Source organism: Lentzea cavernae (genome assembly GCF_014653695.1).
Classification (GTDB): Bacteria; Actinomycetota; Actinomycetes; order Mycobacteriales; family Pseudonocardiaceae; genus Lentzea; species Lentzea cavernae.
On sequence record NZ_BNAR01000002.1, the window covers coordinates 43,876 to 66,703 of the forward strand.

Genomic DNA, 22,828 nt, shown 5'->3' on the forward strand with positions numbered 1-22,828 from the left:
CGATCAGCTGACGTCGCGCCGAGCTTGCCGTGAGGCGAGCGCCGGAATCGCCGCGATCTTCGCCGGATCCAGCTCCGACCACAGGATCCCGACCGGCCGCCGCGGAGGTCCGCACTCGATGACCTGAGTCGGGGTGACGATCAGATCGACCGAGAAGTCGTGGCTGGTCTCCGGTAGATCGCCATCAACCACCTGCAGGTCGTGAACCGTCGTGACGATGGTCGTCGCCTCACTGATCAGCCCCGCCTCTTGCAACAGCGCGACCTCAATGTCGGCGTACCCGGCACCCTTGCCCAACCTGACACCTCGGCGGTTCACCGCGACGGTCCCGCACACGAGCAGATCAATCGCGGGCATCTCGTCCGTGTCGACGGTCCTCGCGAACAGCGCGGCCTTCTTCGGCACCGCCGCTTCCTCAGGCAGAACAGGAAGCTTGGCCGGGTCGAGTTCGTAGAACGGCTTCTCGGCAGCGATCTTCGGGACCGCCACGTAGAGCAGTTTGCCCTGCTGCAAACCTAGAACTCTGACCGGAGTCTGGGGCTTGTCCGGCACCGCCTTGACCACCCGCGCCCGCTTCCAGGCCGGCAACTCCGAGAGCCTCTGGGCGGCCAGCTCAGCACCCACGAAGTCCGGGATCGAGCCGTGCACGCCCATTTGAGCGGCGCGGTGTTCGGTGAGCAAGTCCCAGACGCGGTGGCGAACCTCGTTCTTGGCCTCGTCCGGATCTGCCACAGACAACCCCTTCTACGACGCCGCCATCATTGTGAAGAGGCGGTCATACACCTGATCTACCACAGGTTCCTTCCGCCAGGGACGCAGTTCTCCCGCAGCGCCGAAGATCACCTTGAGCCCACCGCCACCCCACGTCGTCTCGACGCAGTCGATCGCACTGTGCAGGGCCGCCGCGGCTAGGTCGAGTTCGCGCTGCTGGATGTGCGCCAAGCTCAGGTTCGCCAGCACGATGCTGCGCGACTTCGAACGTGACGGTGCCTGATAAGCAACTCGTTCCAGCGTCGACTGTGCCCTCGGAGCATCGTTCAGGCGCAGGTAGCAGGACCCCGCCAAGCGGTCGTGCTGCGTCTCGGAGAACATCTCCGCGACAGGCTCGTCCGCCGAAATCCGTCCAAAGTGGTCTTGGGCTCGTTCCAGCGAACGTTCACACGCGGCCCGCTCTCCGGCCATCGCACGTGCTTCAGCGGCATGCAGTTCTGCCAGTCCGGTCAACACATCGCTGTGCCCGCGAGCCACGTCGGCCGCGCGTTCGGTGAGAACCAGCCCCTCAGCCGCGTTCTCGGTGCCGTACAGCTCGACGTAGGACGTTCGTAGAAGCGCGACTGCCTCCAGAACAGGATCACTGATCTTGCGAGCTGCATCTGCCGCTGTCGTGAAGTGCTTCTTCGCGGTGCCGTGGTCACGGCGCTGGGAAGCGTCCCAGACGAACTGCCCCATCAGGGTGGAGGCTTCTGCCTCGGCCGCGAGCAGGTCGCGCTTCACCCGGTATTCGCTAGCGTGCTCGCGCAGCAATCGGGTCTGCCCGAGTGCCTGTCCGGCTTCGGCGAGCAGTCCGGCCGAGCGCTCACCGTCGTAGCGAAGGCCCAGCAGGGCGATGCGCTGACGAAGCTCGGCCACGGTGACCAGGTCGACTCTTGATGGGTTCGCCAGCGCACGTTCCAGGCGATCCGTATCCGCCGTGTCTGCCGCAGTCGATTCGGCTTGTGGATTCAAGAGGTCGACCAACTCCTGGACCGACAGCGTCAGCGCCTTCCTGAGGCGCGGTTGGAGCCAGACCTCCGGCTTGGACCTGCCCTGCTCCCATCGACCAACGGTTCCAGGGGTGACACCAAGGAGCTCAGCGAAGCTCTCCTGCGAATACCCCATGGCCATGCGGCGGGCGGCTAGCCCTTTCCTCGGCTTCGCCATCGGTCTCCCCTGACACGAATTCGGCGCATTGTGCCTGCACAGGCTAGCTCGGAACATCTGCCGAACAACTGTTCCTCCAAGAGAACTTCATTTTCACCCGGTCGGGTCATCGTGACGTTTGCGCAGGTAGAAGCTTCAGGTGATTGATTCCTGCTGGGTCGCTGATGGCCGGCTGCCCTGGTTCTCCACAGTTATGTGGATTTCCGTGGATCACTGCCGACATCAGGCGCGCAGGTCGCGCGCACGTTCTTGGGAAGTGATCGGGCATGGTTCGAAGCTACAAGTGGCAGCCGCACGACGAGGGCCGTCACGCGATACCCCAAGAGCTGGCCGTCAACGACGCCGGCCTCACCCTCTGCGGCATCGAGGTGACGGCCGGCCCGGACACCTGGCCCAACGACGCCCGCTACTGGCCGACGTGTGAGGAGTGCGACCTGGCGTGGCGGAAATCTGAAGGCATCCTTCCGTGGCCACGCAAGGGCCAAGACGCCGTGACCGCTTCCCGACGCCCCGCAGCGTCCGACAGCGGCAGCCCAACCGACGTGCTTGCGCTCGTGGTCGACACATTGATCGCCCAGGGCGCAGACCTTGAGCCGCCGCGCCGATGAAGGTGACCAAGCAGGTCGCCACGGACGAGCGTCTCTCCTGGAACCGCAACGGCGGCATCGTTCTGGTGGCTTTCCTCGAACGGGTGGGTGTCGAGCACAGCGTTGCTCGGCTCGTCGAACTGGCCCGCCTCACCAACATCGATCTGATCAAGCAGTTGCGCCGGTTCACCGAGGCACGCGTGATCGATCGGCGCACTGATCTAGACGTCGTTCCCGCAGCGGATCACTTCTGGCTGCCCATCGAACGCGTCGACCGTGCACGCGCGCGTCTTCAACAAGCCGATGACGCCGACCTGCGAGAGTTGGTCGCAGAGCGAGGGCTCGACATCGACCGCGCGTTGGGCGGCTTCTCCACGCAGCAGCCGTATCCGGTAGCGCTGGGGAAAGCACTGCGGGACGCGCGCATCGCCCGTGGCACAAGTCAGGCCGAGGTCGCCAGGATGGCGTCCACCCTGTCGAGTGCCGCGCTCTCGACGTTCGAGAACGGCCACGCACTACCAACCTTGATCACACTCGCCGAGCTGGCTCACATCTACGGGGTCGACGCGACCGAGCTGATCGTCGGTGCTGCGTGTCGTTCGAAGCCCGACAAGCAGGTGTTGGCCCTGCGAGTCGCCGAACCGACGTTCCGCGCGGTGCTCACTCACCAGTTCGCGGCACGTCGTGTTCGGGACCTCGCTCGAAAGAAGGCACAGCGCTAGAAGTCCTCCAAGCCAACAAAATCAGGCGCGCGGTTGCCCTGTCGAACACCTGCGGTCGTGGGGCGGCCCGGAAAGGTTTGGCGGCGTGGTGACGTAGTAGGCGTTGACGACCTTGTGCTGTCCATCCCGGTAGAACGGAATCTGCCACCACGGCGCCACGCACGCCGTCCCGGTGGTGCCTGTGGACCAGTGGAACTTGATGAGGATGAAGCTGTCCGCGCAGTGCACGTACCGACCAGTGAGCTCCCCCACCGGTGGCGAGACCTCGTAGAAGCCACACCGTGGCGGCATGATCCGCGCTGCCGAGCCGGAGGGCGCGTTGATCAAACTCATCGCAGTGGTCGCGAGCAGCATGCCCACCGTGGTGGTGGCGCGGGCGAGTCGTCCGTTCATCGTTGCTTCTGCCCTTCCCCTGAAGTGGTTGATGCACTTCAGTTTTCGGGTGTCCACAACGGATTCGGAAGACGTCTTCCGTCTGCCCGTGTGGAGCAGACGGAAGACGCTGGCCTCACAACGGGTCGAGGTACAGGGTGCCTCCGGCGGCGAGGGCCTTGCTGGCCAAGCGGGCGTTCGCCTCCTGCATCATCCCGACGATGTCCGGGGATGCGGGTGGTGCGTACCTCAAAGCAGCGACGAGGAAGACCAGGTCGTCGTCCGGTAGGCGTAACAAGGGTGTGCTGATCCTGTCGGTGAGCAACGGATAGGCGAGAACAAGGCCGAAGTCGCTGTAGAGCTCAGCTCCGAGTTCGCGGTCGGAGTGGTTCAGCAGGTCCTCCGCAGCATCGCTCGGTACGAGGAGGTTGCACCACGGGTGGGGCGACTCCCAGAGCTCGGCGTCGCGCAGGACTGGTTCTCCTGGTGCGAGCCGATTGACGAACTCCCAGTAGGTCACGGTGTGGCTGTCGGCTTCGCCGAAGGACAAACCTCCCAGGTCCCCGCGCCCGCGGCCCGTACCGAGGAACGAGACAGCCTCGAGTTCAGCGACGTGGTCACCGTCGCGGATCTTGAGTTGCCCCTCCACGTAGTCGAACGCCCCCGTGGTCACCAGTTCGCGCTGATCGGAAACGAGCTGCCTGATGCTGTCGTAGTGGAGTTTGTGCCAGGTAACGGTTTCCGGCGCTGGAACGAGGCGCAGCGTGGCGCGGGTGATGACGCCGTTACGTCCTCGGCCTGCACGTACGGCGTCGAACACGGCGCGGTTCGAGCTCGGTGAGCACGTCACGACGTCGCCGGTAGGGGTGACGACGTCGAGCGAGAGCACGTTGTCGGTCTGTGCGCCGTGGTGGTGGCTGGCCCCGCCCAGGCCGCCGACGGACAACGTGCCGCCAACGGTCAGTTCGAGGTAGTCGGTGAGCACCGGCGGCGTGAGCCCGTGCGGCAGAGTCGCACGCAGCACGTCGCTCCATTTGGCGCCCGCGTCGACCACGACCCGATCGGGTCCGACCTCGTGGATCGTGGCGAGTGCGGCCATGTCGACGACGACTCCGCCGAGCGCTTGGGCTTGGCCGCTGGTGGAGTGACCTTGTCCGCGCGGAACAACGGCCAGGCCGTGGTAGCCGACGTGTTTGATCACCGTGCTGATGTCGGCCGCGTCACCGGGCCTCAGAACGGCTGCAGGAAGGTCGTGAACGATGTCGCCGTAGTCGTGCGCGGCCCATGCGAGCGCGTTCTCATCGGTGTCCAGCCTTCCGGTGAGCGCGGGCATGGTGCTGAGCGCCTGATGCACTAGACGTCCTCCTTGAGACTCTCGATCAACTCTCTCCGCAGACCAGCTGCGGTTGGTTCGGCGTTTCCGCTGAGCAGGTCGGCGGCCGCGGACCAAGACCTGTGGGCGGCTTGGAGGTTCCCGCGGTCGGCGTGCAGGTCTCCGACGTGCCTGTGGATGTGGGCCTGACTCCAGACGTCAGCGACCTTCGCGAAAATGGCCAACGCGTTCTCAAGGTGGTGCAGGGCGACCTCATACTCGCCACCAGACTCGGCCAGACCTGCCAGCAATGTCGAGGTGCATCCCGAGGACATCAGGTCCTCGGCATCGTCGAAGATCGTCTGCACCTCCATCAGCAGAGATCGCGCTCCAGTGGCATCACCCGAAGCGGACCGCACGGAAGCCAGGTGGGCGGAAGCCACCGCGAACTCCCACTGGTCGTGGGCTTGCGTGCTCAGCCGGCGGGCGGTCTCAAGGTGCTTGATCGCCGCATCGAGGTCGTTCAGCTGGTAGCAGGCTCGTCCAAGGCCCACGTGGCACACGGCGACGCCGTTGAGGTCGCCCATGTCGGTCCTGATCTGCATGGCCTGGCGGTAGAGGCCCGCGGACGAGGCTGCCTTCAGCTCGTCGATCCCGGCGTCGCCCAGCGTCTCCAGCACCCAGGCCTCGGCATCCCGGTGGCCGCCCTGCCTGGCCATCTCCAACGCGTCGTGCAAGGCAGGCACCCACCAGGACCAGGCGCGACGGTGGAACAGCATCTCGTTCACCACCACGGGCAGGTAGGCAACCGTCGTGATGTTCCAGCGAGCGCCGCACCGGACCAGGCGCACGAGGAGTTGGAGCTCGTTCTCGAACCACCGGACCGCGTCGGCGGGATCGTGGAACGTCAGCGTCGCCAAGTCGGCCTGCGGGGCGTCCAGAGGCCTCCGCGGCCGGGACGGCCACAGCATCCGGATCGCCGCGGCGCCGGTGTTCAGGTAGAGGTCGACCAGCCGCGACAGAGCCGCGCGGTTGGCCTCCTCGCCATCGAGTTCCTGGGCCTGTTCCATGGCGTACGCCTGCACGAGGTCGTGCATCACGAACTTGTCCTGCGCGGTCTGCTCCACGAGGTGCACGGTGGCGAGAGCGGACAGGTGTCCCTGAGCCTGCTGTGGCGAGAGCCCGATCAGCGCAGCTGCGGCCTCGATCCTGATCGGCCCGCCGGGATGCAGCCCGAGTCGCCTGAACGTGGCCGCTATCGGACCCGGCAACGCGTCGTGCGACCACGACAGCACGGTCCTCATGGCCAGCGTCTCGTCTGCGGTCAGCACGTCGAGCGGCTGACGCCGGGTCAACTCGTCGGCCAGCTTGCGCAGGGGAACGGTCGGCAACAGGTTTGCCCGTTCGCCGGCGATGCACAGCGCGAGCGGTAGCCGCCCGGCCCGGTCCGAGATGACCCGTGCGGCGGCGAGGTCGCCGTCCACCCGCGCGCCCAGCACGGATCTCATCAGGTCGAGCGCCTCGGCCGAGCTCATCGGGTGCAGCGTGATCCGGACGGCGCCGTCGTGGACCACTGCGCCCGAGAGCCTGTTGCGGCTGGTGACCAGCGCCAACGACTGCGGCGAGCTGGGCAGCAACGGCCGAATCTGGTCAGCGTCGACAGCGTTGTCCAGCACGACCAGTGTGCGGGTTCCTTCCAGCAACGTCCGGTACAGCGCGACGCGGCCGTCCAGATCGCTGGGGATGTCCTGGGGCGAGGTGCCCAACGCCCGCAGGAACCGGCCGAGCACGACAGCTGGCTCTTCCGGCGAGTCAGCGGCGAAGCCGCGGAGGTCCGTGAACAGCACCCCGTCCGGGAAGTGCGGCGCGATCGTGTGCGCCCAACTGACGGTGAAGGCGGTCTTGCCCACGCCCGCCGGCCCGTCGAAAGCGATCAAGCCTTCGTGTGCCGCGAATGCGGCCGCGGCCTGCGCCAGGGCCTCCTGCCGTGGAACGAACGAGCGCAGTCCTGCCGGCAGCTGAGCTGGGCGAATGCGCTCACGAGTCGCTCTCGCGCGTGGCCTCGGCACCGCGAGGTCTGCCAGCTCGCCTCCGGCCTCCAGCGCACGATCGATCGCTACCGCGATCTCGGTGGAAGGGCTGCGGATGTCGTGCTCGAGGTTGCTGAGATAGCCCTTGCTGACGTTCGCTCCAGCCGCCAGGTCCTTCAGGGAGAGCTTGCGGTCCTCCCGGAGCACGTGAAGCAGCTGCCCGAAGGTCATCTCGGTCGTTTCGAGCCCCGTCTGCTGCCGTCTGCTGTTCATCTGGAGACGCCCCTCCCCTGGCCAATCGCCTTCGATCCTGCCAACACTGAATGCAGTCCCCCGACTACGAACAGTGCAACCCCCAGGTCCAGGAGGTGAGGGTATGCCGATCCAGCCGCTCTTCGCCTTGGTTTCCGGGCAGCTACGCGTGGGAGACCACCCGGTCGAACGACAACTTTCGTTGATCAGATCGAATCAACTTGGAGGACCTCCAAGCGGAGGGAGCCGCGATGCCGGACTGGATCACCTACGGGTTCATCGGTGCCGCTGCCGGACCGTTCGTCATGACCTACGTGCGCGCCGCCACGCAGCAGGAGCAGCCCGCGAAGTGCGCCTCGATGCCCTCAGCGGCCGCGAGTGGATTCCTCTGCACGGCGTTGAGCTGGGTCGCCACCGAGGCGCCGCAAGAAGCGAGCGCACTCTCGTGGTTCGTGATCTTCGGCCTTCTTCTTGCGCTGATCGACTCAACCGTGCATCGGTTACCGCATCGGATCAACGGAGTGCTGCTCGTGGGGACCGTCGTCCAACTGTCGGTCCTGGCACTGATCCAGTCCGACTTCGATCCGCTGGTTCGTGCAGCTCAAGCGGCTGCTGCGGCGATCGCCGGTGGTCTCGCCGTCTACGCCTTCGCACGCCAGGGGCTCGGTTTCGGCGACGTCGTTCTCCTTGCCCCGGTCGCGTTCGTTCTGGGCTGGTTCGGCTGGCACCAGCTGTTCGCGGGACTCATGAGTGCATTCGTGATCGCGGCCGTCAGCATGCGCGTTCTCCGCAGCAACGCGTTGGCGCTCGGGCCGTTTCTGATCGCTGGCGCCGTGGGCGCGATCTTGTTGACCTGAACGGTGATGCCTGATGTGCCTGCCGTTCTGGGATGAGAACCCGGTAATCGTCCGCGAGGTCCCACACGCCCTACGTCGGGCCACCGCGGTCTTCATGTTGATCGTGCTCGTGTCGCTCGGCCAACAGCTCCGCCCGGACATCACCGCGAAGCCGGGCGCTCCGATCGAGGTGGGCGTCGCCGCTCCCCCGGCGCCCACCTCGACCCCACCATCAACCTGGAGGCCGCGATGACCACTACCGCACGAGTCGCCACGATCATCGGCCTTGTCGCCCTCACGTCGTGCAGCGCTCCCAGCGACGCACCGCCCACGCCCGGCACCACTTCCACCTCAACCGCCACAAGCCTCGCTCCGCTGCCCGTTCCACCTGAACGCAAGGCGGTCGACGCCTACCTCGCGATGTGGCGGGAGATGGCGGCGGCCGGCGAGACGTCGAACGCGGAAGCTCCCAGGTTGGCCCAGCACGCCACAGGCGACGCGCTCATCGTCATCAAGAACAGCCTCGCCGAGGACGACCGGAAAGGCCTGGTCACCAAGGGATCCCCCAGGAGCGATCCCCAAGTGACCAATGTGGACCGATCCGGCGGCGTGGTGACAGTCGTGAAGATCCGCGATTGCGGCGACGACAGCGCGTGGCTGAAGTACCGCAAGGGAACGAACGAGCCCGCCGACGGGCAAGGTGGCGGTCGGCGCTCCATCCTCGCCGAGGTCAAGGCTCAGCCTGACGGCCAGTGGCGCGTGACGCGCTTCGCGGTGCAGGGAGTCGGATCATGCTGACTCGGTTCGCTCTCGCCGCTGCGATCACGATGGCCGGGTTCGTGGCCGCTGCCTCGTCTGCTCGAGGTGATCCCGGGTGGGGTTCGGTCGACTGCTCGTCCAACCGAGGCCCAGGCTGTGAGCTGATCGCCGAGATGGCCCAGGTCCAGGAGCGTTCCAGCGCCTCTGACACGACCGCCCATGCGCAGAGCTCGGACGCGTTCGAGTGCCGGTACGTCCCGGTCGATCAGGGCGCCCCCGGTGTCCCGCAGCCCGAAGGACAAGGTGGATGGTTCCGCCTCCTGTGCTCGGCCGACGGCAAGGCCACCGCCAACCGTCCGCCGGTCTGGATTCCTGCCGGGCAGCAGGCTGAGCCGTCAATGACGCCGGAGCAGGTGGCGTTGATGGCCAAGAGCCGGCTGAGGCTGCCCGCGCCCTCGATCGAGGTGAACCCGGCAGGCGAGCAGCTGGTGCACCTGCCGACGTGGTTGTGGCTGCGCGAAGGCTGGCGGACGACCTCGGCAAGTGCGTCGGTCCCGGGAATCACCGTCACCGCTGTCGCTGAGCCGACCGCCGCCTCGTGGTCTACCGGCGACGGCACCACCGTGACGTGCACGGGGCCGGGCACGCCGTTCTCCGCAGGCCACGACCCGAAGGCCACCTCGCCCAACTGCGGCCACACCTACCGACGTTCGTCCAAGGGATTGCCGGGCGAGGCCTACACCGCCACTGTGACGGTCCGCTGGAACGTGCGGTGGTCCGGTGCCGGACAGAACGGTGTCTTTCCCGGCCTGACGACGAGTACCTCCGCAAGCTTGAGCGTCGCCGAGAGCCAGGCCCTCAACTCCCGCTGAATCCCGAACAACACCGAAGCGTGCCGCCGATTCGAGCGTCACGTCGCGATACCCCATGCCTTCAGGAGGCCCAGATGAAAACTCAGCAGGCTCTCGGCACCAAGTCGGCGACCAAGTGGACAGAGGCGAGGTCCCGGATGCCGAGCCGCAGGCGACGAAGTGTTCCCCATCTGATTCTCGGCACCGTGTTGGTCGTGGCGTGTGCGGCTGGCGGAATCGTTGCGACACAACAACTCGGAGAACGTCGGGAGGTCGTGGCGCTGGCGCGGCCGGTCGATGTCGGTCACGTGATCCTCCAGCAGGACCTTGTCGGGGTGAGCCTCGCCGTGGACGATGCCGTGAAGGTCGTTCCCGCTTCAGCCGCCTCGAGCGTGGTCGGTCGTCAGGTCGCGTACTCGCTGCCGGTCGGCGTCCTCCTGACCGACGACGTCCTCGGACCGCCCCAGGTGCCCGGCGAAGGACGAGCGATCACTGCCCTCGGGCTCAAACCGGGGCAGTTCCCTCCAGAGGTGTCTGCCGGTTCGAACGTTGTCGTGCTGGCTTCGGCGTCGAACGAAGGTGGGTCGGTGAGTTCCTGGCGTGCGGTCGTCGTCTCGGTCGACAGGACCGACCAGACGCAAGTGATCTCGGTGGAGCTCACCGAAGTCGATGCGCGAGAACTCTCCTCGACGCCCGCGGACAAGATCGCCGTGTTGATGGTCGGAGGTCGTTGATGATGGTCATCACCTGCTCTCTCAAGGGTTCGCCTGGCGCAAGCACCCTCGCGGTCGCGCTCGGTGCTCGCTGGCCGGAACCCGTCCGCCCGATCGTCGTCGAGGCGGATTCAGCCGGCGGGGACTTCTCGGCCCGGTTTCGTCTGCCGAGTTCGCCTGGTCTCGTCAGCCTCGCCGCTGCCGCACGCGGCAACTCCGGCACCGAGCTCCTGTCCAAGCACGCACACGCTCTGGCGAGCGGTCTGCGGATCGTGCCCGCACCTCAAGATCCTGCACAGTCGCGTGCAGCACTCGGTGCCTTGGCGGCGTCGCAGTTCAGTCCCTTTCGGACAATCGGCGCCCCTTTGATCGTTGACGTCGGACGCGTTGATCCTGACCCGACGATGCTGGGGCTGCTGAGGTCCGCCGACGCGCTCGTTGTCGTCGCGCGACCTCACGACGACTCGTTGGCTCACATGGCGGCGAGGCGAGTTCACATGCAGGGCTGGTCACACCGGCTCGGCCTCGTGCTCGTGGGCAAGGGCTATCCGTCGGCACAGGTCACAGAAGCATTGGGCTTGCCGGTGCTCGCCGGTATCCCGGACGACGTCAAGGGCGCGCAGGCGCTCTGGCATCAGCGCGGTTCCGACTCCCCGTTGAGCCGCCACGCGGCGCAGCTCGCTGGACAACTCCTGCACGCGGCTCACCAGGGGAGTTCGCGATGACCACCATGAGCCCGCTGAGCGGGCCGGCAGATCTGCCGTTCCCGCGGCCGATGAGCGACGTGCGGAGTCTGCGCGAACGACTTCGGAGCGACGTCACCGAACAGCTCGGCGCCCGGCTCCGAGCGGACGGGAACGCGGAGCGTCCGCCGCTCGGACCACAACAGCGACGCCAGCTTGCTGAGGCCGTGCTGCGCGACTCCATCGAGTCCATCGCGCAGAGGCGGCTCCAGGGCGGGCTTGAGCTGTTCGCCGCCGAGGTCGAGCGTCGCGCGGTCGCCGAGGTCCTGGCCGAGCTGTTCGGCGCCGGCAGATTGGACCCGCTGCTCGCCGACACGAGCATCGAGAACATCAACGTGAACGGCGCCGAGCGGGTCTTCGTCAAACGCGCCGACGGCACGCGCGAGATGGTGCCGCCGATCGTCGACTCCGACGAGGACCTCGTACACCTGATCCGCACGCTGGCCGCGCGCAGCGGCATCGAGGAACGCCGCTTCGACAACGCCTCCCCCATCGTGAACTTCGCCCTGCCGTCCGGCGAACGCGTTTCCGCCGTGATGACGGTGACGCCCCGGCCCTCCGTCTCCATCCGCAGGCACCGCCTCCAGCGAGTGAGCCTGGGCGAACTCCGGGCCAACGGCACGATCGATCCGGGCATGGAGTCGTTCCTCACGGCCCTGGTCAGGGCGAGGAAGAACGTGCTCGTCACCGGAGGCACGACGATCGGCAAGACGACCTTGCTCCGCGCACTCGCGTCCGCGATCCCGGCGCACGAGCGCCTGATCACCATCGAGGACGTGTTCGAGCTCGGCCTCGACCAGGACCCGGCACACGCGGACGTGGTCGCGCTCCAGGCGCGCGAGCCCAACCTGGAGGGCGCTGGCGCCGTCACGCTGTCCGACCTCGTGTGGCAGTCGCTGCGCATGCAGCCCGACCGCGTGATCGTCGGTGAGGTGCGTGGTCCTGAGGTCATTCCGCTGACGAATGCCATGTCGATGGGCAACGATGGCTCGATGGGCACTCTCCACGCGAGTTCGAGCGCGGGAGCGTTCACCAAGCTCGGTGCCTACGCCGTTCAAGGCCCCGAGCGGCTGACGCTGGAGGCCACGAACCTCCTGGTCGCTTCAGCGCTGCACTTCGTCGTGCATCTCGACCTTTCCGCAGACCGCCGCCATCGCGTCGTGTCCTCGGTGCGGGAGGTGGTGGACGCCGACGGGCGCCAGATCATCAGCAACGAGGTGTGGCGGCCAGGCGCCGACCTACGAGCTGTACCTGCGGCGCCGCTCCGGTCGCGCACCCTCGACGAACTCGTCGCGGCGGGTTACGACCCGGAAGCCGCAGATCGGCGGGGATCATGACTTCGGCCTGGCTCGGTCTACTCACGGGCGGATGCGCTGTTGGGGTGTTGCTGATCGTGTTGGGCCTTCGTGGCACCTCCGCACCACGTCGGCGATGGGCTGTTCCTGATCACCTCACCATCGTGCGGCTGGGCCTCAGCGTGGTGACAGCGCTGCTGGTCGGCCTGGCCACCGGCTGGGCCGCGGCGGCGGTGTTGGCTGGCATCGGCGTAGCCCTGCTACCGCGTGTCCTGCTGGCGGGCGCCGAGCAGCGTGCCCGGCTCGACCGCATCGAGGCGATCGCGAGTTGGACCGAAATGCTCCGGGACACCCTGGTGGCGGCATCCGGGCTGGAACACGCCGTGCTGGCCACCGCGGCCCGCGCGCCCGGAGCCATCCGGCCCGCGGTCACGTCGCTTGCTGCTCGACTACGTGGTGGCGAACGCCTAGCGGTCGCACTCCGACGGTTCGGCGACGAGCTGCATGATCAAACCGCCGACCTCGTGATCGCCGCGCTCATCCTCTCCAGCGAGCACCAGGCACGCCATCTCGCCGAACTACTGGGTGAGCTCGCGGCGGAAGCGCGCGAGCAGGCGTCCATGCGGATGCGGATCGAGGCGAGCCGACGACAAACCCGCACGAGCGTACGAGTCATCGTGATCACGACCATCGCGTTCGCCGTTGGCTTGGTCGTGCTCAACCGCGCCTACCTCGACCCGTTCGACAGCGTCCAGGGACAACTCGTTCTCTCCGTCGTGGGCTTGCTGTTCGGCATCGCGTTCGCATGGCTCGCCCGGATCGCGCGTCTGCGCGAACCCGATCGGTTCCTCGTCACGGAGGTGCCGCGATGATCGAACCGCTGCTCTGGGGAACATGTCTCGGCACAGGGCTCTGGGCTTTCGCGGTGTGGCTGGTACCTCCCAAGCCTTCGCTGCGCGAAGTGCTCGCAACACTTTCCGCACCGCCAAGTCCCACGTCGAGTACAGGTTCGGTGTGGAGGGTCGAGCACGCGATCGCCCGCGTTGCCAGTTCGTTCCGGCGTCCGACCGCGCGTGTGCGAGCTGACCTCAACGTCATCGGCAGCGACGTCGAGCAGCACCTCGCCTCCAAGGCTGTCGGCGGTCTGTCCGGCGCCGCGTTGGCCTGCTGTGTCAGCCTCTCACTGGCCTTCAGCGGTATGGGCTCGCCGTGGGTGACTTCAGCGGTCGCGATCGCCGGTCTCACCGCGCTCGGGTTTCTCCTGCCTGATCTCAAGCTGCGTGAGGCAGCTCAACGCCGACGATCAGCCTTCAGGCACGCGCTGGGCGCCTACCTCAACCTCGTACGCATCCTGCTCGCTGGCGGGGCCGGAGTGGACTCGGCGCTGTCCGACGCCGGGGACGTCGGAACCGGCTGGGCGTTTCACCAGCTGCGGCAGGCACTCGTAGCCGCTCAGGTCATGCGAACAACACCATGGGAAGCACTCGAACGGCTTGGCGAAGACCTCGCGCTACCTCAGCTGGCCGATCTCGCGGCCGCAGTCGGCCTCGCCGGCACTGACGGCGCCAAGATCCGCTCAAGCCTTGCTTCCAAAGCCGCCGCGTTGCGTACCAGAGAGCTCACCGATTCCGAAGGTGAAGCACGCGCGGCAACCGAGCGGATGAGCCTGCCTCTCGTCCTGCTGATGCTCGGCTTCCTCGTGTTCATCGGCTACCCGGCCCTGATCTCCGTCCTCAACGGACTCTAGGAGTGATCATGATCTACCTCGTGTTCTGCCACGTCCGCGCCACGATCGAGAGCCTGCGCCGAGACGATCGCGGGTACGTGGGCGAGACGGTGGTGACCATCGCCGCGCTCGTCGCCGCCGCACTGGCGGTCGCCGCGCTGCTCACCCAGTTGTTCGTCGGCGCCGCATCCAAGATCTCGTTGTGATCGGAGGCGTCCGATGCACCAGCTCCACCTTCCCCACGACCGCGGAAGCGCCTCCGCCCAGATCGTGATCGTCCTGCCGGTGGCGTTCCTCGCCTTCTTCCTCATCGTGCAGTTCGCCATGTGGTCCCACGCCACGCACATCGCGCAAGCCGCGGCGTCGCACGGACTCTCAGCCGTCCGGGCGCACAACGGATCGCCGACCGCCGGCACCGCGAGTGCGCGGAGCGTGCTCGCTGATCTCGGTAGCGGGCCCTTGCGCGATGCGGACGTGCACTGCGAGCGAGGTAGCGAAACCGCACTCGTGCAGATCTCGGGGACTGCGAAGCAAGTCGTGCCGTTCCTGAGCCTTCGAGTCCACGCCGAGGCCGCGGGCCCCGTCGAGCGCTTCGTCGATCTAGGGCGGTGACCGGTATGTCCTGGTGGCGCGATCAACGTGGCTCAGCAGCGGCAGAGGTCGCGCTGTGGGCTCCCATCATGGTGATGGCGTTGGTGTTCGTGGCGGTCGTCGTGCACCGCGGTGTCGACGCACGGCTAAGGCTCAACGACGTCGCGCACCAGGCGGCGCGCGCCGCGAGCATCGAGCACACGAACGCACGCGCTGTCGCAGAAGCCACCGCGGTCGCAACCCAGGCGCTCGCCGGTGCCGGGATCAGCTGTCGGGGCCTGAACGTCGAAGTCGGTGGGCTACGGCCGGGAGCGATGGTGACCGTGACGGTCTCGTGCACGGTCGATCTCAGCGGCGGGGCGCTGCTCGGCGTGCCGGCAGCGAAACGGCTGTCTTCCACCGCCTCGGAGGTCGTCGACGCCTGGCGCTCCGAAGGGAGCGGAACATGACCGCGTTCCTGGTCGCCCTCACCACCACCATCCTCGCGCTCGCCGGCCTGGTCCTCGACGGCGGTCTCGCGCTGTCCACGAAGGTTCAGGCCTCAGGAGCCGCCGAGGCAGCCGCACGTGCAGGAGCTCAAGCCATCGACCTAAACGCCTACCGCCTGGACGGCCGGCTCGAGCTCACACCTGTTGAGGCAGTGAGCAAGGCCCAAGCGCATCTCTCCGCTGCGGGTCTCACCGGCAAGGTCACCGTCTCGGGCAACACCGTCACGGTCGTCGCCACCACCTCTCAACGCACGCAACTGCTCGGGCTGGTCGGAATCTCGAGCATCACCGTCCAGGCGACAGGGCACGCGAGTCCCCACCGCGGTGTCACACCAAGCCCGTGAACGCTCGAAAGGGGAACGCCATGGCAACGAAGGACGAGATCCGCAGGCGGGTCGAACTCGCTGATGCCGAGAGGAGCACACGACGACTGGCCACCGCCGAGCTCGTCGGTGAGCTCGCACAGCGACGCATCAACCTGGCAGCCGAGCTGCAGGAGGTCGACGCCAAACTCGGCGACCTGATCACGGAAACCGAGGACGTGATGAGCCTCCCCGAACTCGCGTCGTTCACCGACCTCCCCGTAGACGAACTCGCGGAGTGGGCCGCCGCCCGCAAGCCGAGGCGGGGAAGGAAGAAGCGGCCGAACATGCGGCAACCCAGGTCCGGAAACTCCAGCGACCAGCGCAAGCCCGATCCGCAGGAGGTTCCCTCGGTCGTAGGCATCGGCCCGCAGGCGCTTCGGCCTGATTCAGTCCAATGAGCTCGGCGTCCGTCTCCGGCCACGTGGTCGGGTTCTTCGGCAACCTGGTGCGCGCCGTAGTGGCGTCAGCGTTACTGCTCACCGTGCTGATCGGGCTGCCGCTCGGTCTGACTCACTACGTCGGATGGCCATTACCCGACGAGATCCCTAGCTGGGCCGTGCTGGCCGCAGTGCTGACCCAGCCGATGTCCACCTCCATGCTGTTGAACGGACTCGCCTGCTTCTGCTGGTTGTCCTGGGCCGCGTTCGTCCTGGATACCGGGCTACGAACCTTGGACGTCCTGCGCGGAGTGAGATGGCCGGACCTGTCCGCCATGCGGTCACCAGCCGCCGTACTAGTCGGCACCATCGTCTTGTCGGCGCTCGGCAACCGCGCGGCAGGTGCCGCTGCGGATGGCCTCCAGCCGGTCTCGTCCAGCCCGGTGACCACGGTCGAGACCGTGCGCGCGCCCGATCCGGTCACCGGCAACTGCGACTCGATGTGGGCGGTTGCCGAACGCACGCTCGGAGACGGCGCCCGCTGGCCGGAGATCTTCGAGCTCAACCGCGGCAAGCCACAGCCCGACGGCTCGTTCCTCACCGACCCGCATCGGGTATTCCCCGGAGAAACACTGCAGGTTCCGGCAACAGTGTCGTCTCCCGTGCCAACTCCCCCAGTCGAACCCGCGCCGCCGCCTGCGACGCCCACGAGTGAAGTGCCCCAGCAGGAAGAACAGCTCCCGCGGCTCGAATCCGAACCGTCCGCGAAGACCACGGCGTTCGTCGGCATCGCATTGGCCGCAGCCGTCAGCGGGGCTCTCGTGGCGGCACGACGGAGGCACCGTGGCAGGTACAAACCCGGCAGCGGACTGCGCGACGACCTCCCTGTCGCGCCCGTGGTCTACGAGTTGCAGCTTGCCCACCGGCCCGAGCACGTCGAGCGCCAGCCGGCTGAGAACGAGGAGGCGACGCCGCTCGGCGCTAGAGACGGTCACGAGGTCGCACTCGACCTCGCAGCGTGCGGCGGCCTGGGCCTGGTCGGTCCCGGCGCGGCTGCAGCAGCACGCGCACTGCTCCTGACGGCGTTGACCCGCCGAACCGTTGCGATCACGGCTGGAGATCTGGCGTTACTTCTCGGAGAAGTCGCGGTAGGCGAACCCCCGTCCTCGTTGCAGATCGTTTCCAGCAGCCAAGAGCTTGCCGAGCAAGCTCCTCCGACCGTCCTTGTGGCTCACCTCGGCAACGGGACGCAGCGACAGCTCGAAGCCGCCCTTGATCCCGAGTCCTCGCATCGGCTCGCCGGCGTCTTCCTCGGGCAGTGGACGCGCGGCGTCACGGTCTACGTCCGGGCTGATGGCACCGTTTCGTCGGGAAGTCCTGGAGTTGGCCAAGACCTCGCCGGTGTCAGGCTCTTCCACCTCAGCGACAACGATGCGCGCGACCTCCTCGCGTTGTTCCGGCAAGCCGAACCCCTCTCCCAGCCCGAAGCGGCGGGCACTGCGCTCGAGATCAGCGCGAACCTCGCACCGACCGACCGTCTGCCGCTGCAGCTCCGGCTGCTCGGCCCGCTCGCCCTGCGTTGGCCTGACTCCGAACACGACCTCACCGACGTCGTTCAGCCGCGGCTGCGCGAACTCGTCGCGTTTCTCGCCGTCCATCCCGAGGGCGCAACCCGCGAGGCGCTCGTCAACGCCCTCTGGCCGGCGAACACGACGGACAAGATGAACAACGCCCTCAACACCGCGCTGTCACGACTGCGGAACGCCATCGCCAAAGCCACCGGAGGGACGATCACCGACATCACGATCGCCGGAGGCGGTCGCTACCGCCTCAACCCGGACCTCGTCGAGGTCGACTACTGGCGTCTGGACCGTGCGATCGCGGCACGTCGCGCGGCAAGCACCGCTCAGGAGCGGACAGACGCGTACCGCGAAGTCGTCGATCTCTACACAGGTCCGCTCGCTGAGGGAGTTGAGAGCGAGTGGGTCGAACCGGTGCGCGAAGCAGTCCGACGCGACGTCATCGACGCGGCGGCCGCGCTCGCACACGCGCTACGCGACGACGATCCCGAACAGACCCTAGAACTGCTGGAGCTCGCACGCGCCTTCGATCCGCACAACGAGCTGCTGTACCGGGACATCATGCGGCTCCAGGGTCGTCTCGGCCGGCTCGAGGCCATCCCGCGCACCCTCGCTCTGCTCACCAAGAAGCTCGCGGAGATCGACGACAAGCCATCACCAGAGGTGAGATGGCTGGCAGCCAGCCTTCCGCGGCATCACGCCAAAGACCAACCTCCCCCGCCATAAGAGCCGAAGGAAATCGAAAAGATTCTCAAATTCCATCAAAGAACCTTTTCATTGAGCTTCATCAATCATCCAGGTCGATGTTACCGTGCATTTTGCCATGATCACCCAGAACCAACCGAAAGAGGGGAATCACTCCGTGGTTCAACTGGAGGTTCACACGCAGGGCACCTCCAGACCTGATCCGCCACGCGCACACCCCAGGCGGGGCAGACCGACCACAGCGGGATCACCTGGTGTCCCAGACTCGCTTGACCCCAAGCGGGAGATCGAAACGGCGCGCTGGCGTCCCCGCGTCCCACCATCAACTGGCGCAGACCTGGTCAACACCCTCGCCTTCGCTCCATCCACCCTTCCCCAGATCGTATAACTACCCATAGCCAGATCTGGCCGCCCGCCGGCCAACCCAAGCCCCCACCCCAACGCCGCCAACCCGAACAAAGCAGCAAATGCGATTTCAATTCAATTGTCGCCACTAGTCACAATCAGCATTTTCCCGAAAAGAGTCTTGAAAAATCCCCGAATGCACTGGCAATTCGCGTGCTGCGGAGTTATATTTAAATCACGCCGGAAAACCGGTAACCGCACCGAATACCACACCTGGCGCGAGCCATGTCTGCAGAACGGGGCCAATCATGTGTTACGCCGACACCATCACCGAAATCGACGACACGGTTACCGCTTACTGCTACTGCGGATGGGTCGAACACGGACACACCCCGGAATCAGCTGACATCGCGGCAGAAACGCACCAGAACCCGCACGACGTCGTGTCGCCCATCGCGGCCGCCTGACCACCTGCAATCGGCCTGAAAGGGAACCGCGATGACCACGCCTGCCACGACCAGCACCCCCACGACAGGAACGGCAACCCGTCTGCGCAGCGGCGAACTGCGCGCGATGGTCGCGCGCGTGCTGGCAGACGACCCCGGTACAGGCATGACCCCGCGCGTAGTGGCCGCCAAACTCGGTGGACGATCATCCGGCGCGGTCGGCAACGCGTTGAAAGTACTTGCCGAATGCGGTGCCGCCGAAGTCGTCATGACCGCGCCCCTGAACTACCGCGCCACCGCCACCACCGCCGTTGTAGCAGCGACCGCCATCACCCCTGCCCCGACACCCACCCGACGAACGAAGTCACCCGCACCCGCCGCAGTTCCCGGATCCCCCACGCCGAAACCTGCGGCGACGGCCGTGGTGACCGGACCGGTGACGCGTCCCAACGGCTTGACGTACCACCCCCGGTTGTTGTCCGGCATGCCCGATGTGACCGCGCTGCACCGGTTGCGCGAAGCCGGGGTCGCCGCACTGATGTACGGGCCACCCGGAACCGGGAAGACGTCGGTGGTCGAAGCCGCATTTCCTGACCTGATCACGGTTCAGGGCGATGGCGACACCACGGTCGCCGACTTCGTGGGCGAGTACACGCAGACCGCTGATGGCCGCTACGTGTTCGTGCACGGCCCATTGGTGCGGGCGATGCGCGCAGGTGTGCCGCTGTTCATCGACGACGCCACGCTGATTCCGCCCACCGTACTGGCCGTGGTCTACCCCGCGATGGACGGTCGCCGTCAGATCGTGGTCAAAGCGAACGGCGGTGAGATCGTTGACGCCGCTGACGGGTTCTACGTGGTCGCCGGACACAACCCCGGGGTACACGGCGCGATCCTCACCGACGCCCTGTCGTCCCGGTTCTCCGCTCAGATCCACGTGTCCACCGACTACGACCTCGCCACGCAACTCAAGATCGACAAACGGGCCGTCAAGGTCGCGCGCAACCTGGCCACCCGTCAGGCGAAGGGCGAGATCGGTTGGGCACCGCAGCTGCGTGAGCTGATCGCGTTCCAGAAGATCGCGGGTGTGCTCGGTCCCGAAGCCGCCGCCGGGAACCTGGTCGGCATCGCGCCCGAGGAAGACCGCATCACCGTTGCCAGCGCCGTCCGGGACGCGTTCGGCACCACGGTTCAGCCCCTGGCACTCGGTACCCGCATCTAGCGCGACCATCCGGAAAGGACACCGCCATGACCACACACCTGGTAGCTGACCCGGACGCGACGGGTGCCGCCATCTTCCCCGCTCGCCCGGAATGGCTCACGCTGTCCGCCGCACTGGCGGACGAAGTACCGGTGATCGCTGACAGGGAAGACCTGTTGGTCACCATCGCACCCGGTGCGGGCAGCGGAGCCCCGGCGTGTTTCCACACGACCCGCGCACTGATCGAAGTCGACGGCAATTACCTGGACGTCGACCCTGCCACCGTTGATCCGTCGAACGTTTCCGACCGTGCGCGCTACCCCGTCATGTGGGGGCTGTTGACCCACGAGTGCGCACACGCGAAACACAGCGTGTGGGAACTGCCCGACGACGTCTCACCCGCCGTGGCGGACGCCGCGATGCAGTTGGAAGAGTCGCGAATGGAATCGGCGCACATTCGCCGCCGTCCGGACGACCGGCACTGGTTGCGAGCGTCGACGACCAACCTCGTCCTAGCCGACTTCGCAGGTAGTCCGAAGATGACCAAAGCGTCGGCCGCCCAAGCCGCTGCCCTGGTACTGGCACGAGTCGACGGCGGTGTCCTCACTGCGGTTGAAGCCGCACCGGTTGCCGACGTCGTCGAGGAAGTCCTCGGAACCGACACGCTCACCGAACTTCGCGCGCTGTGGCAGGAAGCTCTCGCGACAGCAGACGACGACGCCGAGACGATGATCGATCTCGCGAGGCGCTGGTGTGAAGCCATTGGCATCGACCCCGACAGCGACGCACCCGAACCCGGTGAACCCGGTGAACCGGGCGACTCGTCGCCGTCGCCCCTGGCCGAGGCGATCGGCCGCACGCTGGTCGAGGTCGCACTTGCCATCGCGGACGAAGCCCCGCCCAAGGATCCGGCCACCATGGCCGCTGCAGCGACGGCGGAAGAAGAGGCAGCCTCCGATGCAGCCGAGGCAATTGCGCGGACCGTTTTCTCCAGCAGTCATCCCCGGTCCGGCTACGGGGCGACCACGATCACGGGTACCCGCAAACCGACCACCGCCGAACGCACCGCTGCCCGCACGCTGGCACGGGCGTTGTCGACCGCTGCCACACGCGAACGAGTCACGGTGAAGTCGACCTCACCGATTCCGCCCGGACGTCTCCGGATGCGCGGTGCTCTCGCCGCCGATGCCCAACGGGCCGCAGGCGCCATGCCCACAGCCGAACCGTTCACCCGCACCGCGCGCCTCACCGCGCCCACACCACCACTGAGGCTGGGAATCGCGTGCGATGTGTCCTCATCCATGCGCCACCTTCGCGGCGCGGTGGCGTCGACCGCGTGGATTCTCGCTCACGCCGGACGGCACTCCAGCGTGTCCGTCGAAAGCGCCGCCGTGATCTTCGGCGTGCACGTCCGACCCATCACCCACCCCGGCAGAGTTCCCGCCGAAGTCACCGAGTTCGCGGCCGATGACGACTGGGAATGCGTTGGCCGCGCTGTCGATTCTCTCGACGGGGCGCTCGGCCTCTCCCGTCCTGGTGCCGCCCGGCTGCTCGTGATCTTGTCCGACGGACACTTCCAGGGGGACGAACGCCCCGCCGGGCAGAAACGCGTTGATCGGCTACGCGCGGCCGGATGCGCGGTGCTGTGGCTGACCACCAGCTACTTCGACGACCCGTTCACGGGCGTGACCGTGCATCAGCTCACCAGTCCAACCGCGACGGCTGCAGCGATCGGCCACGCCGCGACCAACGCGCTGAAGGCCGCCGTTCGCTGACCGAGATCAACACCGTCTGAAACCGATCATGTCGATCAGGAGAGAACGATGACCATCCTCGTTGACCGTGCCATGGCCGCAGCACGAGCAGGCAGGCGCACCACGATCACCACCGAGCCACCCGAGTGGGCAGCGTTGTCGCACCGGGACCGGATCGCCCATTCGATCGCATTCGTGCTCGAAGTACCGCTGTGCTGGGTGTTCGTCACCGACCCGCCCGGACGCTTCCGCACAGGACGCGGACGCCCCGCCAAGGATTACGTCATCGTGAAGGAACCGGGGCCAGGAACTGGCCCGTGGCGGTTCATCCCGGATCTCGACCGTGGCCAGGGCTGGTTGATGATCGAACGACGACGTAGCGGCAAAGTCACCTTTCGCGTCGACGCGCTGGCTGACATTGCAGATTGGGTCGTTCCAGCAGGCAGGTACTGGCCGGAGAAGGTCGACCTCGATCCGTTCACCCATCACGTTGATTGCACCTGCGAGAACGGCGCGATCTCGGCGCAGACCGCCATCTTCAACTCAGTTGGTGTCGACTGGACCGCAGGTGGCGGTCAGGACCTGGTCGGCCCCGGCCACCTGTCTCAGTTCACCTACCAGGCGACCATCAACACCGTCTCGTACATCTTGACGGCCTACCCCACCGACGATCCCGAACAGCGGCTGGACTGGTGGTGCGGCATGCGGGAACTCGGCTTTCTGCGCCCTGTCGGCCTTCACAGCAGCCCACGCGACGCCGCGCTGTGGGTCTTCGCGCTTGCTGACGCGAGCGACTACTTCTGGGGCGAGGACACGAAAACGTACCCCGCAACCCGACCTTGACCCGTCGCAGGTTCA

Annotated in this window: 24 protein-coding genes; 19 read left to right on the forward strand and 5 right to left on the reverse strand. The window is 66.8% G+C overall.

The window, feature by feature from the left end; all coding sequences use genetic code 11:
• Positions 1 to 3: 3 nt before the first annotated feature.
• Both IE307_RS06150 and IE307_RS06155 read right to left on the reverse strand, forming a co-directional pair.
• A complete protein-coding gene (locus IE307_RS06150) occupies positions 4 to 738 on the reverse strand; it encodes a 5-formyltetrahydrofolate cyclo-ligase (RefSeq protein WP_373305955.1) in 735 nt (244 codons plus the stop codon).
• A 6-nt stretch (positions 739 to 744) separates the two neighbouring features.
• Positions 745 to 1,920 (reverse strand): helix-turn-helix domain-containing protein, encoded by a 1,176-nt coding sequence (locus IE307_RS06155; protein WP_191296566.1) that lies wholly within the window; start codon positions 1,918 to 1,920, stop codon positions 745 to 747.
• A gap of 266 nt (positions 1,921 to 2,186) precedes the next feature.
• Here IE307_RS06155 and IE307_RS06160 point away from each other — a divergent pair, with 266 nt between their 5' ends.
• A complete protein-coding gene (locus IE307_RS06160; protein WP_191296567.1) occupies positions 2,187 to 2,528 on the forward strand; it encodes an HC3 family zinc finger protein in 342 nt (113 codons plus the stop codon).
• Entirely contained in the window at positions 2,525 to 3,229 is a 705-nt protein-coding gene (locus IE307_RS06165; protein ID WP_191296568.1) for a helix-turn-helix domain-containing protein, read from the forward strand. Before IE307_RS06160 ends, IE307_RS06165 begins: the two co-directional genes overlap by 4 nt.
• A 21-nt stretch (positions 3,230 to 3,250) precedes the next feature.
• Here the strand turns inward: IE307_RS06165 and IE307_RS06170 are convergent, their stop codons facing one another.
• Genes IE307_RS06170 through IE307_RS06180 form a run of 3 tightly spaced genes read right to left on the reverse strand, consistent with a single transcriptional unit; the run spans position 3,251 to position 7,216 of the window.
• Positions 3,251 to 3,679 (reverse strand): DUF6355 family natural product biosynthesis protein, encoded by a 429-nt coding sequence (locus IE307_RS06170; RefSeq protein ID WP_229904458.1) that lies wholly within the window; start codon positions 3,677 to 3,679, stop codon positions 3,251 to 3,253.
• 58 nt (positions 3,680 to 3,737) lie between these two features.
• Positions 3,738 to 4,955 (reverse strand): FAD-binding protein, encoded by a 1,218-nt coding sequence (locus IE307_RS06175; protein ID WP_191296570.1) that lies wholly within the window; start codon positions 4,953 to 4,955, stop codon positions 3,738 to 3,740.
• On the reverse strand, positions 4,955 to 7,216 hold the full coding sequence (locus IE307_RS06180) for a helix-turn-helix domain-containing protein (RefSeq protein ID WP_191296571.1): 2,262 nt from the start codon (positions 7,214 to 7,216) through the stop codon (positions 4,955 to 4,957). The genes IE307_RS06175 and IE307_RS06180 overlap by 1 nt, the downstream gene beginning before the upstream one ends.
• Positions 7,217 to 7,446: 230 nt before the next feature.
• Between IE307_RS06180 and IE307_RS06185 the strand changes: the two genes are divergently transcribed.
• The 17 genes from IE307_RS06185 (at position 7,447) to IE307_RS06265 (ending at position 22,813) form a co-directional block, all read left to right on the forward strand.
• Positions 7,447 to 8,052, forward strand: coding sequence for a prepilin peptidase (locus tag IE307_RS06185; protein ID WP_191296572.1), 606 nt, complete (start codon positions 7,447 to 7,449; stop codon positions 8,050 to 8,052).
• Between the two features lie 228 nt (positions 8,053 to 8,280).
• The gene (locus tag IE307_RS06190; RefSeq protein ID WP_229904459.1) at positions 8,281 to 8,829 is read left to right on the forward strand and encodes a hypothetical protein; all 549 of its coding nucleotides are present in this window, start codon (positions 8,281 to 8,283) and stop codon (positions 8,827 to 8,829) included.
• Entirely contained in the window at positions 8,823 to 9,662 is an 840-nt protein-coding gene (locus tag IE307_RS06195; protein ID WP_191296573.1) for a hypothetical protein, read from the forward strand. The genes IE307_RS06190 and IE307_RS06195 overlap by 7 nt, the downstream gene beginning before the upstream one ends.
• Positions 9,663 to 9,847: 185 nt before the next feature.
• Complete coding sequence (locus tag IE307_RS06200) at positions 9,848 to 10,375, forward strand: flagellar biosynthesis protein FlgA (RefSeq protein WP_191296574.1); 528 nt, start codon at positions 9,848 to 9,850, stop codon at positions 10,373 to 10,375.
• Between the two features lie 383 nt (positions 10,376 to 10,758).
• Positions 10,759 to 11,079 carry a P-loop NTPase family protein gene (locus IE307_RS06205; RefSeq protein WP_191296575.1) on the forward strand — a complete coding sequence of 107 codons (321 nt, stop codon included), beginning with the start codon at positions 10,759 to 10,761 and terminating at the stop codon, positions 11,077 to 11,079.
• The gene (locus IE307_RS06210; protein ID WP_308436337.1) at positions 11,076 to 12,434 is read left to right on the forward strand and encodes a TadA family conjugal transfer-associated ATPase; all 1,359 of its coding nucleotides are present in this window, start codon (positions 11,076 to 11,078) and stop codon (positions 12,432 to 12,434) included. Before IE307_RS06205 ends, IE307_RS06210 begins: the two co-directional genes overlap by 4 nt.
• Before the next feature lie 44 nt (positions 12,435 to 12,478).
• Positions 12,479 to 13,264 (forward strand): type II secretion system F family protein, encoded by a 786-nt coding sequence (locus IE307_RS06215; RefSeq protein ID WP_229904460.1) that lies wholly within the window; start codon positions 12,479 to 12,481, stop codon positions 13,262 to 13,264.
• Positions 13,261 to 14,139, forward strand: a complete 879-nt coding sequence (locus tag IE307_RS06220) for a type II secretion system F family protein (RefSeq protein ID WP_191296577.1) — start codon at positions 13,261 to 13,263, stop codon at positions 14,137 to 14,139. The genes IE307_RS06215 and IE307_RS06220 overlap by 4 nt, the downstream gene beginning before the upstream one ends.
• A gap of 8 nt (positions 14,140 to 14,147) precedes the next feature.
• Positions 14,148 to 14,324 (forward strand): hypothetical protein, encoded by a 177-nt coding sequence (locus IE307_RS06225; protein ID WP_191296578.1) that lies wholly within the window; start codon positions 14,148 to 14,150, stop codon positions 14,322 to 14,324.
• Positions 14,325 to 14,337: 13 nt separating this feature from the next.
• Positions 14,338 to 14,730 (forward strand): TadE family protein, encoded by a 393-nt coding sequence (locus tag IE307_RS06230; protein WP_191296579.1) that lies wholly within the window; start codon positions 14,338 to 14,340, stop codon positions 14,728 to 14,730.
• A gap of 5 nt (positions 14,731 to 14,735) precedes the next feature.
• A complete protein-coding gene (locus tag IE307_RS06235) occupies positions 14,736 to 15,158 on the forward strand; it encodes a TadE/TadG family type IV pilus assembly protein (protein WP_191296580.1) in 423 nt (140 codons plus the stop codon).
• The gene (locus IE307_RS06240; RefSeq protein WP_191296581.1) at positions 15,155 to 15,541 is read left to right on the forward strand and encodes a pilus assembly protein TadG-related protein; all 387 of its coding nucleotides are present in this window, start codon (positions 15,155 to 15,157) and stop codon (positions 15,539 to 15,541) included. Before IE307_RS06235 ends, IE307_RS06240 begins: the two co-directional genes overlap by 4 nt.
• A 20-nt stretch (positions 15,542 to 15,561) precedes the next feature.
• Positions 15,562 to 15,960, forward strand: coding sequence for a hypothetical protein (locus tag IE307_RS06245; RefSeq protein ID WP_191296582.1), 399 nt, complete (start codon positions 15,562 to 15,564; stop codon positions 15,958 to 15,960).
• Positions 15,957 to 18,245: an AfsR/SARP family transcriptional regulator gene (locus tag IE307_RS06250; RefSeq protein ID WP_191296583.1), complete on the forward strand. Its 2,289-nt coding sequence runs from the start codon at positions 15,957 to 15,959 to the stop codon at positions 18,243 to 18,245. The genes IE307_RS06245 and IE307_RS06250 overlap by 4 nt, the downstream gene beginning before the upstream one ends.
• An 822-nt stretch (positions 18,246 to 19,067) precedes the next feature.
• Positions 19,068 to 20,237 (forward strand): AAA family ATPase, encoded by a 1,170-nt coding sequence (locus tag IE307_RS06255; RefSeq protein WP_191296584.1) that lies wholly within the window; start codon positions 19,068 to 19,070, stop codon positions 20,235 to 20,237.
• Positions 20,238 to 20,263: 26 nt separating this feature from the next.
• Positions 20,264 to 21,991 carry a vWA domain-containing protein gene (locus IE307_RS06260; protein ID WP_191296585.1) on the forward strand — a complete coding sequence of 576 codons (1,728 nt, stop codon included), beginning with the start codon at positions 20,264 to 20,266 and terminating at the stop codon, positions 21,989 to 21,991.
• Between the two features lie 48 nt (positions 21,992 to 22,039).
• A complete protein-coding gene (locus IE307_RS06265) occupies positions 22,040 to 22,813 on the forward strand; it encodes a hypothetical protein (RefSeq protein WP_191296586.1) in 774 nt (257 codons plus the stop codon).
• Positions 22,814 to 22,828 lie beyond the last annotated feature (15 nt).

Excerpts from the sequence above, each read along its gene's own strand:
- IE307_RS06155 (WP_191296566.1), bottom strand. The coding sequence starts at position 1,920 with ATGGCGAAGCCGAGGAAAGGGCTAGCCGCCCGCCGCATGGCCATGGGG.
- IE307_RS06160 (WP_191296567.1), top strand. The coding sequence starts at position 2,187 with ATGGTTCGAAGCTACAAGTGGCAGCCGCACGACGAGGGCCGTCACGCG.
- IE307_RS06165 (WP_191296568.1), top strand. The coding sequence starts at position 2,525 with ATGAAGGTGACCAAGCAGGTCGCCACGGACGAGCGTCTCTCCTGGAAC.
- IE307_RS06180 (WP_191296571.1), bottom strand. The coding sequence starts at position 7,216 with ATGAACAGCAGACGGCAGCAGACGGGGCTCGAAACGACCGAGATGACC.
- IE307_RS06185 (WP_191296572.1), top strand. The coding sequence starts at position 7,447 with ATGCCGGACTGGATCACCTACGGGTTCATCGGTGCCGCTGCCGGACCG.
- IE307_RS06190 (WP_229904459.1), top strand. The coding sequence starts at position 8,281 with ATGACCACTACCGCACGAGTCGCCACGATCATCGGCCTTGTCGCCCTC.
- IE307_RS06195 (WP_191296573.1), top strand. The coding sequence starts at position 8,823 with ATGCTGACTCGGTTCGCTCTCGCCGCTGCGATCACGATGGCCGGGTTC.
- IE307_RS06205 (WP_191296575.1), top strand. The coding sequence starts at position 10,759 with ATGCTGGGGCTGCTGAGGTCCGCCGACGCGCTCGTTGTCGTCGCGCGA.
- IE307_RS06210 (WP_308436337.1), top strand. The coding sequence starts at position 11,076 with ATGACCACCATGAGCCCGCTGAGCGGGCCGGCAGATCTGCCGTTCCCG.
- IE307_RS06220 (WP_191296577.1), top strand. The coding sequence starts at position 13,261 with ATGATCGAACCGCTGCTCTGGGGAACATGTCTCGGCACAGGGCTCTGG.
- IE307_RS06225 (WP_191296578.1), top strand. The coding sequence starts at position 14,148 with ATGATCTACCTCGTGTTCTGCCACGTCCGCGCCACGATCGAGAGCCTG.
- IE307_RS06230 (WP_191296579.1), top strand. The coding sequence starts at position 14,338 with ATGCACCAGCTCCACCTTCCCCACGACCGCGGAAGCGCCTCCGCCCAG.
- IE307_RS06235 (WP_191296580.1), top strand. The coding sequence starts at position 14,736 with ATGTCCTGGTGGCGCGATCAACGTGGCTCAGCAGCGGCAGAGGTCGCG.
- IE307_RS06240 (WP_191296581.1), top strand. The coding sequence starts at position 15,155 with ATGACCGCGTTCCTGGTCGCCCTCACCACCACCATCCTCGCGCTCGCC.
- IE307_RS06245 (WP_191296582.1), top strand. The coding sequence starts at position 15,562 with ATGGCAACGAAGGACGAGATCCGCAGGCGGGTCGAACTCGCTGATGCC.
- IE307_RS06250 (WP_191296583.1), top strand. The coding sequence starts at position 15,957 with ATGAGCTCGGCGTCCGTCTCCGGCCACGTGGTCGGGTTCTTCGGCAAC.
- IE307_RS06255 (WP_191296584.1), top strand. The coding sequence starts at position 19,068 with ATGACCACGCCTGCCACGACCAGCACCCCCACGACAGGAACGGCAACC.
- IE307_RS06260 (WP_191296585.1), top strand. The coding sequence starts at position 20,264 with ATGACCACACACCTGGTAGCTGACCCGGACGCGACGGGTGCCGCCATC.
- IE307_RS06265 (WP_191296586.1), top strand. The coding sequence starts at position 22,040 with ATGACCATCCTCGTTGACCGTGCCATGGCCGCAGCACGAGCAGGCAGG.